At 41.6% G+C, this 8153-nt stretch carries 7 protein-coding genes and 2 pseudogenes; 4 read left to right on the forward strand and 5 right to left on the reverse strand.

The window, feature by feature from the left end; all coding sequences use genetic code 11:
• A partial coding sequence (locus tag AC058W_RS00260) for a hypothetical protein (RefSeq protein ID WP_479389517.1) occupies positions 1-202 on the reverse strand: 202 nt, incomplete at its 3' end.
• 190 nt (positions 203-392) lie between these two features.
• Between AC058W_RS00260 and dpaL the strand changes: the two are divergent.
• The 4 genes and pseudogenes from dpaL (at position 393) to arcC (ending at position 5598) form a co-directional block, all read left to right on the forward strand.
• Positions 393-1623: pseudogene (gene dpaL, locus AC058W_RS00265) on the forward strand (diaminopropionate ammonia-lyase).
• Positions 1624-1721: 98 nt separating this feature from the next.
• Positions 1722-3033: pseudogene (locus tag AC058W_RS00270) on the forward strand (YgeY family selenium metabolism-linked hydrolase).
• Between the two features lie 226 nt (positions 3034-3259).
• Positions 3260-4453: a knotted carbamoyltransferase YgeW gene (gene ygeW / locus AC058W_RS00275; RefSeq protein ID WP_117674634.1), complete on the forward strand. Its 1194-nt coding sequence runs from the start codon at positions 3260-3262 to the stop codon at positions 4451-4453.
• A 200-nt stretch (positions 4454-4653) separates the two neighbouring features.
• A complete protein-coding gene (gene arcC / locus AC058W_RS00280; protein ID WP_117674635.1) occupies positions 4654-5598 on the forward strand; it encodes a carbamate kinase in 945 nt (314 codons plus the stop codon).
• Positions 5599-5792: 194 nt separating this feature from the next.
• Here the strand turns inward: arcC and AC058W_RS00285 are convergent, their stop codons facing one another.
• From AC058W_RS00285 to AC058W_RS00300, 4 genes are read right to left on the reverse strand one after another with little or no spacing between them, the layout of a single operon-like run.
• A complete protein-coding gene (locus tag AC058W_RS00285) occupies positions 5793-6458 on the reverse strand; it encodes a nucleotidyltransferase family protein (RefSeq protein WP_243098790.1) in 666 nt (221 codons plus the stop codon).
• Positions 6459-6465: 7 nt separating this feature from the next.
• Complete coding sequence (yqeC, locus tag AC058W_RS00290; RefSeq protein WP_117674637.1) at positions 6466-7182, reverse strand: selenium cofactor biosynthesis protein YqeC; 717 nt, start codon at positions 7180-7182, stop codon at positions 6466-6468.
• Positions 7142-8014: a selenium-dependent molybdenum cofactor biosynthesis protein YqeB gene (yqeB, locus tag AC058W_RS00295; RefSeq protein ID WP_118246912.1), complete on the reverse strand. Its 873-nt coding sequence runs from the start codon at positions 8012-8014 to the stop codon at positions 7142-7144. Before yqeB ends, yqeC begins: the two co-directional genes overlap by 41 nt.
• The gene (locus AC058W_RS00300; RefSeq protein ID WP_479389518.1) at positions 8011-8115 is read right to left on the reverse strand and encodes a 2Fe-2S iron-sulfur cluster-binding protein; all 105 of its coding nucleotides are present in this window, start codon (positions 8113-8115) and stop codon (positions 8011-8013) included. The genes yqeB and AC058W_RS00300 overlap by 4 nt, the downstream gene beginning before the upstream one ends.
• Positions 8116-8153: the final 38 nt, after the last annotated feature.

Here is an 8153-nt window from a genome sequence, read left to right on the forward strand (position 1 = left end):
TGCTGCCTTTTCCTGCACAGGGCGTAACGCCCTGAATGACTGAAGTACTGCCATGATATTCTCTCCTCTCTTGTATCCTTGCCTCATTTCTGCTATTTTTATTATTTTCTTTTCCGGCAGAAAAATAATAAAACTTATTTCGTCTTAAAATCAAACAAATCCTTACAATTGAAACAAGGGACTTATTTGATTTGATTACCATTAAATGAGACACAAACTATTTATTATTTTATCACATTTTTCAACTTATATCAATGCGCATATCAAAACACCTAACTTTTTTTTGAAAAACCTAAAAATTTTTGTATTTTCTATTGCAAAATTTTTTTTATATGGTATGATAGAGTCAGAAATTAAGGAAACCAATTGATAATTTTAAGGGAGGTCATTTTATGACAGAAGGATTAAAATGGACTGTAAATGAGGTTCCGAAATCAGATGATAAACATCTGGAACTGATGTCCGAAGAAAACGTAAAGAAAGCAAATGAGTTTCACAAGAGTTTCCCACAGTATAGTGTGACACCTCTTCAGAACCTTTCATCCCTTGCTGAATATTTAGGAGTAAAGAATATTTTCTGTAAGGATGAATCCTACCGCTTTGGCTTAAACGCTTTCAAAGTACTGGGAGGTTCCTATGCAATGGGACGTTATATCGCAAAAGAAGTTGGCCGCGATATCAGCGAACTGCCATACAATGTTCTCTCTTCTGACAAATTAAGAGAAGAATTTGGACAGGCAACTTTCTTTACTGCCACAGACGGTAACCATGGACGTGGAGTTGCATGGGCTGCGAAACGTCTCGGCCAGAAAGCAGTTATAAGAATGCCAAAAGGCACAACAAAAACACGTTTCGATAATATTGCCAAAGAAGGTGCCACTGTTACAATTGAAGAAGTAAACTATGATGACTGTGTAAGAATGGCTGCTGCAGAAGCTGCCAAAACAGAACATGGTATCATCGTTCAGGATACTGCCTGGGACGGATACGAAGAAATTCCTTCATGGATCATGCAGGGCTATGGCACATTGGTTCTTGAAGCAGACCAGCAGTTAAAAGAAATGGGAATTGACCGTCCGACTCACGTATTTGTTCAGGCCGGTGTTGGTTCTCTGGCTGGTGCTGTAGTTGGTTATTTCGCTCATAAATATAGAGATAGCCCGCCGATCATGACTGTCTGTGAGGCAAGTGCCGCTGACTGTCTGTACCGTTCTGCGGTTGCCAAAACAGGTAATCTGGTAAATGTTACCGGAGATCTTCAGACTATCATGGCCGGACTTGCATGCGGTGAGGGAAACACTATTGGATGGGATATTCTCAAGAATCATGTAGATGTATTTGCTTCCTGTCCTGACTGGATGAGCGCAAAAGCAACACGTATCTACGCTAATCCACTTGGAGACGACCCTCACATTGTTCCCGGCGAATCAGGTTCTGTTCCGCTTGGTCTTTGCTATACTGCTCTTCATGACGAAGACGCAAAGGATTTAAGGGAAGCTCTGAAGCTGGATGAAAACTCCGTAATACTGGTTCTTTCCACAGAGGGTGATACCGACCCTGGTTCGTTACCGCGAGATCGTATGGGATGGATTATACGGAACAAATGAATCATTAAGTGAATAATCACAGCGATTTCTGGTTTTATAAAAAGTATCGCACAAGCGCATTACATACTTTGCAACCAAATAACTTGATCATATAAATATTGGGAGGATACAAAAATGGATTACACAAAAATCAACGAAGCTGCAATGGGTTATAAAGATGATATGACCAGATTCCTTCGCGACCTGGTTCGCATTCCTGGTGAAAGCTGTGGAGAAAAAGGACACATCATGAGAATCAAAGAAGAAATGGAGAAAGTCGGATTTGATAAAGTTCAGATCGACCCTATGGGAAATATCCTCGGATATATGGGAACAGGTAAAACTCTGATCGGCTTTGATGCTCATATTGATACTGTAGGCATCGGTAACATCAAGAACTGGGAATTTGATCCATATGAAGGTTTCGAAACCGATGAGGAGATCGGAGGACGTGGAACATCTGACCAGATGGGCGGTATCGTTTCTGCAGTATATGGCGCAAAAATCATGAAAGACCTTGGTCTTTTAAATGATAAATATCAGGTACTGGTAACAGGTACTGTACAGGAAGAAGACTGTGATGGACTTTGCTGGCAGTATATCATCCATGAAGATGGTGTTCGTCCTGAATTCGTTGTTTCCACAGAGCCGACAGATGGCGGTATCTACAGAGGACAGCGTGGACGTATGGAAATCCGCGTAGATGTAAAGGGTGTTTCCTGTCATGGTTCTGCTCCTGAGCGTGGTGACAATGCTATTTACAAAATGGCTGACATTCTCCAGGATATTCGTGCATTAAATGAAAACGATGCAGCTGATACTACCGAAATCAAAGGTCTTGTTAAAATGCTTGATGAGAAATACAACCCTGAATGGGAAGAAGCTCGTTTCCTTGGACGTGGTACTGTTACAACTTCCGAAATCTTCTTCACATCCCCAAGCCGTTGCGCAGTAGCTGACTCCTGCTCTGTATCTCTTGACCGTCGTATGACAGCCGGAGAAACATGGGAAAGCTGTCTGGATGAGATTCGTGCTCTTCCATCTGTAAAGAAATACGGTGATGACGTAACTGTATCCATGTATGAGTACAATCGTCCATCCTATACAGAACTTGTATACCCGATTGAATGCTACTTCCCGACATGGGTAATTCCGAAAGATCACAAAGTAACACAGGCTCTGGAAGAAGCTTATAAGGGACTGTACGGCGAAGAACGTCTTGGCAATGCTGAAACTGAGGGTATGAGAAAAGCTCGTCCACTCACAGACAAATGGACATTCTCTACTAACGGTGTAACAATTATGGAGACGTAACAACATTCCTTGTATTGGATTTGGACCTGGTGCAGAGGCACAGGCACATGCTCCAAATGAAAAAACATGGAAGATCGACCTTGTAAGATGTGCTGCTGTATATGCTGCTCTTCCAACTGCATATTGCAAATAATCGTTCCTATCTCAAAGTTTAGACAACGGATTCTTATAATCCCAGAGGCCCGATTTGTGTTCAGACAAAATCCCTGCTCACTGCTTATTGCTCTCCGCAATTGAAGCAGGGGACTTACTTGATCCGGTTAAATAAAAACAATACATAAAATGTTTTGTTACAATTTCATTTTACAATTCATATTCAGAAAGGATAAGCTATCAAAAGCATAGCAGGTACTAATTTTATGAAAACATTACAGGATTACATTGACAAATTAAACAGCTTAAACTTCAAAGAAATGTACAACAACGATTTCTTCTGGACATGGGATAAAACAGATGATGAACTGGAAGCTGTATTCACAGTTGCTGATGCCCTTCGTTTCATGAGAGAAAATAATATTTCCACAAAAGTATTCGAAAGCGGTCTTGGAATCTCTATCTTCCGTGATAACTCCACACGTACACGTTTCTCTTTTGCATCCGCATGTAACCTTCTTGGTCTGGAAGTGCAGGATCTGGATGAAAAGAAATCTCAGATTGCCCATGGCGAAACAGTTCGTGAAACAGCAAATATGGTTTCTTTCATGGCTGATGTAATCGGTATTCGTGATGATATGTATATCGGTAAAGGACATGCATATCAGAAAGAATTCATGGATGCTGTAACAGAAGGAAATAAAGATGGTATCCTTGAGCAGAGACCTACTCTTGTAAACCTTCAGTGTGATGTTGACCATCCAACACAGTGTATGGCAGATATGCTTCACATCATCCATGAATTTGGTGGTGTTGAAAATCTGAAAGGCAAAAAAATCGCTATGTCCTGGGCTTATTCTCCATCCTATGGCAAACCACTCTCCGTTCCACAGGGTGTGATCGGTCTGATGACACGTTTCGGTATGGATGTTGTACTTGCTCATCCGGAAGGATATGATGTAATGCCGGAAGTAGAAGAAATTGCTAAGAAAAACGCTGAAGCTACAGGCGGTTCCTTCACAAAAACAAACAATATGGCTGAAGCTTTCAAAGATGCTGATATCGTTTATCCTAAGAGCTGGGCTCCATTTGCAGCTATGGAAAAACGTACAAACCTTTATGCAGAAGGTGATTTTGACGGAATTGACAAATTAGAGAAAGAACTTCTTGCTCAGAATGCACAGCACAAAGACTGGGCTTGCACTGAGGAACTCATGAAAACAACGAAAGATGGAAAAGCCCTCTATCTGCACTGCCTGCCAGCTGATATCACAGGCGTAAGCTGTGAAACAGGTGAAGTTGATGCTTCTGTATTCGACCGTTACAGAATCCCGTTATACAAAGAAGCAAGCTTCAAACCATACATCATCGCTGCTATGATCATGCTTTCCAAATTTGAAAATCCACAGGATATCCTCAAAAAACTTGAAGTTAAGGCAGCTCCGAGAATTCTGAAATAAACTGTCTTTCAGAATATTAATCTCGAAATCTTAATTATACACAAACAGAATTTATTGTTCATACAGACAGTAATCAGGCAGTCAGCGTGATTACTCAAACGCATTCATTACTATATTGTATAGCAGGCAGGGCTGTCGCAGAAAGCAGACAATGTTTATTGCGGCGGCCCTCTTTGCCCTTAATCAGGAGGTTTTTACAAATGTTTACACGAAAAAGAATTGTTATCGCTCTTGGCGGAAACGCTCTGGGAAATACTCTCCCGGAACAGATGGTAGCTGTAAAAACTACTGCAAAAGCATTATGTGATCTGATTGAAGAAGGTCATCAGGTTGTTGTTGTCCATGGAAACGGACCTCAGGTTGGTATGATTAACAACGCAATGTCAGCTCTTTCCAGAGAAGACGAAAATCAGCCAAATACTCCTCTCTCCGTCTGTGTTGCCATGAGCCAGGCTTATATCGGCTATGATTTACAGAATGCATTAAGAGAGGAGCTTCGTATCCGCGGCTTTGTCCGCACACCTGTTGTAACAGTTGTCACTCAGGTTCGCGTTGATCCAAATGATCCTGCATTCGAAAATCCGTCCAAGCCGATCGGCAAATTCCTTACTAAAGAAGAAGCTGAGTATCAGACTAAAGCTTATGGGCATATCATGAAAGAAGATGCCGGACGTGGTTACCGTCGTGTTGTTGCCTCTCCGAAGCCTGTTGAAATTGTTGAACAGGATGCAATCAATAGTCTTGTCGACGCAAATAAAATCGTTATCTGCTGCGGAGGCGGCGGAATTCCTGTTGTTCTTAACGGACATCATCTCAAAGGTGCATCTGCTGTTATTGATAAGGATTTTGCAAGCTGTCTTCTGGCCAAAGAACTGGATGCAGATATGCTTATCATTCTTACAGCAGTAGAAAAAGTTGCTGTAAACTTTGGCAAAGAAAACGAAAAATGGCTAGATGACCTGACGGTAGAAGATGCTAAGAAATACATTAACGAAGGTCAGTTTGCCCCAGGTTCCATGCTTCCTAAAGTTCAGGCTGCTGTTGATTTTGCAAGTTCCAAGGAAGGAAGAACTGCCATGATTACCTTACTGGAAAAAGCAAAAGACGGCATTCAGGAAAAGACCGGAACCAAAATCCATCTTTAATTCATTTTACAGATACTACGGTATCTGTTATACAAGCGAATACTCTCACAAAAAAGTTCTGACGCTCAAAAGCACCAGAACTTTTTTATTACATTAGTCAATCGGATAAAATCATCCGCTTTCGCTACACGGCTCTACACCAAATAACTGCTTCGCAGTTTGATTCGGTTAAAATAAAGAATGAAATGTAATCTTTATTTTATTTTCGGTGTTATATCACGATAGTCTATATCTTCTAACTCTCTGACATCTTCTATTTCACAAATCTGCGTATCTTCGAGATGTTTCATGATTATTTTCTTCCCACCCTTATCCCCCTCCAGCGCAAGTAATTCATTAAAGTATTTTTTTCTGAAAATACATGGATTCCCTAACTTCCCCTGACAGGAAACGGAGGCAATTCCCCTCTCGCTGTTTAAAAATACTTCTATCAATCTACAGATTGTCTCTTTACTAAGCCATGGCTGGTCAGAGACTGTAAATAGTACTGCATCTGCATCCAGATTGGCATTCAGCCCAATTTGAATAGTTGAAGAAATTCCCTTCTCCGGATGATGGTTATAGAGAACCTGGATTTGATTTTCTATGGCCATCTCTGCGATCGTTTCATATTGTGTGACTACAGTAATATTACACGTAATATTTTTTAAGCACCCTCTATTTAGCTCAATGACAGTTTCATCCTCAACAGGATTGCTTTCTTTATTTTGTTTCAAAATGTTTTTCACTTCATTTTCCACTTCCATAAGCAAATCCAGAATATGCCTGTACATAGGCATTCCGTCTACTTCATACAGAAGCTTATTTCCACCAAAACGGCGGCTGTTTCCAGCCGCCAGCATAATCATTGCAATTTTCAAAGTTATTTTATTCCTCCCATAGGCTTCCATATGCTGCTATGGTATGTTTTTTTCCCAGTTCCTTTACGATATGCTCCGCAGATGTTTCCTCTGTAAGAACATCTGATTTATTCAGATAAACTCTGTAAATCCGCTCTTCCACGTCTTTAAACAATCCACAGATAGAAGTTGCTATCTTTATAAGATCATCCTCTGTGATCGGAGCTTCCAGACCTTTTTTGAGAAATTCTGATGTTCGTTCCATTCGATATGCGCTCTGACTGATGGGCTGTCCCAAACAATCCAGTCCGATCACACTGATCACAATATCCGCGCAGGCAGGTATTACAGGCTCCCATGCCTCAGGAACCTTTACCGGATGATGTTTCGCACCATCAGCTTCCACAAGCATCACATCACATAAACCTTTCAGTTCCTCCATCTTTTTCTCTGAAAGCGCTGCATATTTACCTGTTTCTTCCTCATATTCAGCTGCAATAACATATCCTTCTCTATCCAACATTTCTTTTACTCTGGCAGCGTCTCCTCCCCTCACAAAGGGAAGTTCTGATTCCCCTGTCATATGTGTGGTTGTCGTAATGATTACTCGTTTGTCTCTGTCAAGCAATTCATCAGTAAGGCGATAGATCAGGCTCGTCTTGCCTCCACCGCCTACGACAGCAATTACAGGGTATCTCTCATAATCAATCTGCAGTAATTCCAGAAAATCGACCTGGTGCTTCATATGGCATCACTCCTTCTGAAAGCAGAATTTCCAGCACGCTGCCTGCAATACAGCGAGCCTTATCGGAAATCGTAAAACAATTTTTCTTTTGCTCCTTACGCGGATCAATATCTGCAATCTTCATTCCTTTCGGCACTGTAAATCCATCACGTATAATACCACGCAACACACCTGTAAGAGAAGCTCTGACAGGCACGTCCCCGATCCACGCAAGTATCTGGTCTTTTTCTACGATATCTGAAATTTTTGAGATACAGTGAATCTCACCAGCTGCCGGTGCATGAATCACTCGCTCTTTGCCAAAGCCAGCGATCACACCCGGGACTCCTGTGTTCGGAAGTGCTGCTCCCCTGGAAATAACTCTGGCAAGATTATGTCCACGCATAGTCTCAATCACGTAGTCTACATCTTCTCCCGCCATAAATCCCGGTCCAAGAGCAATCGTCAGATCTGCCATATTTTTGGTTGTTCCAAGATTTCTTTTGGCAAGAATCGCATCTACTAATGCAGCCGGTCTGTATTTCTGAAGAATTTCTCCCTCTGTATCAACCATAAGAGGTATCTCTCCCGCATTCCAGACAGCATCACATTCCTGAATACTGTTTATCTTCCTGCAAAGAACCCCTTCCACTGAAGACTGTCCATCATAAACCGCCTCACAAAACGAAACCATTCGTCTGATTGCGGTCGGTTTCTCGCATTCCAGCACGAGCAGACGGTATCCGCTACGATACAATCTGTGAATTGTACCACTGGCAAGATCGCCTCCTCCTCTTATGATTACAACATTTTCCAATCCATCCCCGGCATTTCTGGCATTAGTATTTATCATCTTACTGTCTTTCCTCTTCTTGTCTCATTTTCATCCATTACTTTTTCTACTGCATTTACTATATTTTCATATCCTGTACAACGGCACAGATTTCCCGCCATATGCTTCTCTTATCGCTTCTCTCGACAATTTCTCGCCA

The organism is Blautia sp. CGZ-1-C1 (assembly GCF_056504575.1).

Bases quoted from the DNA above. Each gene is read 5' to 3' on its own strand.
- ygeW (WP_117674634.1), top strand. From the start codon at position 3,260: ATGAAAACATTACAGGATTACATTGACAAATTAAACAGCTTAAACTTC.
- yqeC (WP_117674637.1), bottom strand. From the start codon at position 7,182: ATGAAGCACCAGGTCGATTTTCTGGAATTACTGCAGATTGATTATGAG.
- arcC (WP_117674635.1), top strand. From the start codon at position 4,654: ATGTTTACACGAAAAAGAATTGTTATCGCTCTTGGCGGAAACGCTCTG.
- AC058W_RS00300 (WP_479389518.1), bottom strand. From the start codon at position 8,115: ATGGCGGGAAATCTGTGCCGTTGTACAGGATATGAAAATATAGTAAAT.
- yqeB (WP_118246912.1), bottom strand. From the start codon at position 8,014: ATGATAAATACTAATGCCAGAAATGCCGGGGATGGATTGGAAAATGTT.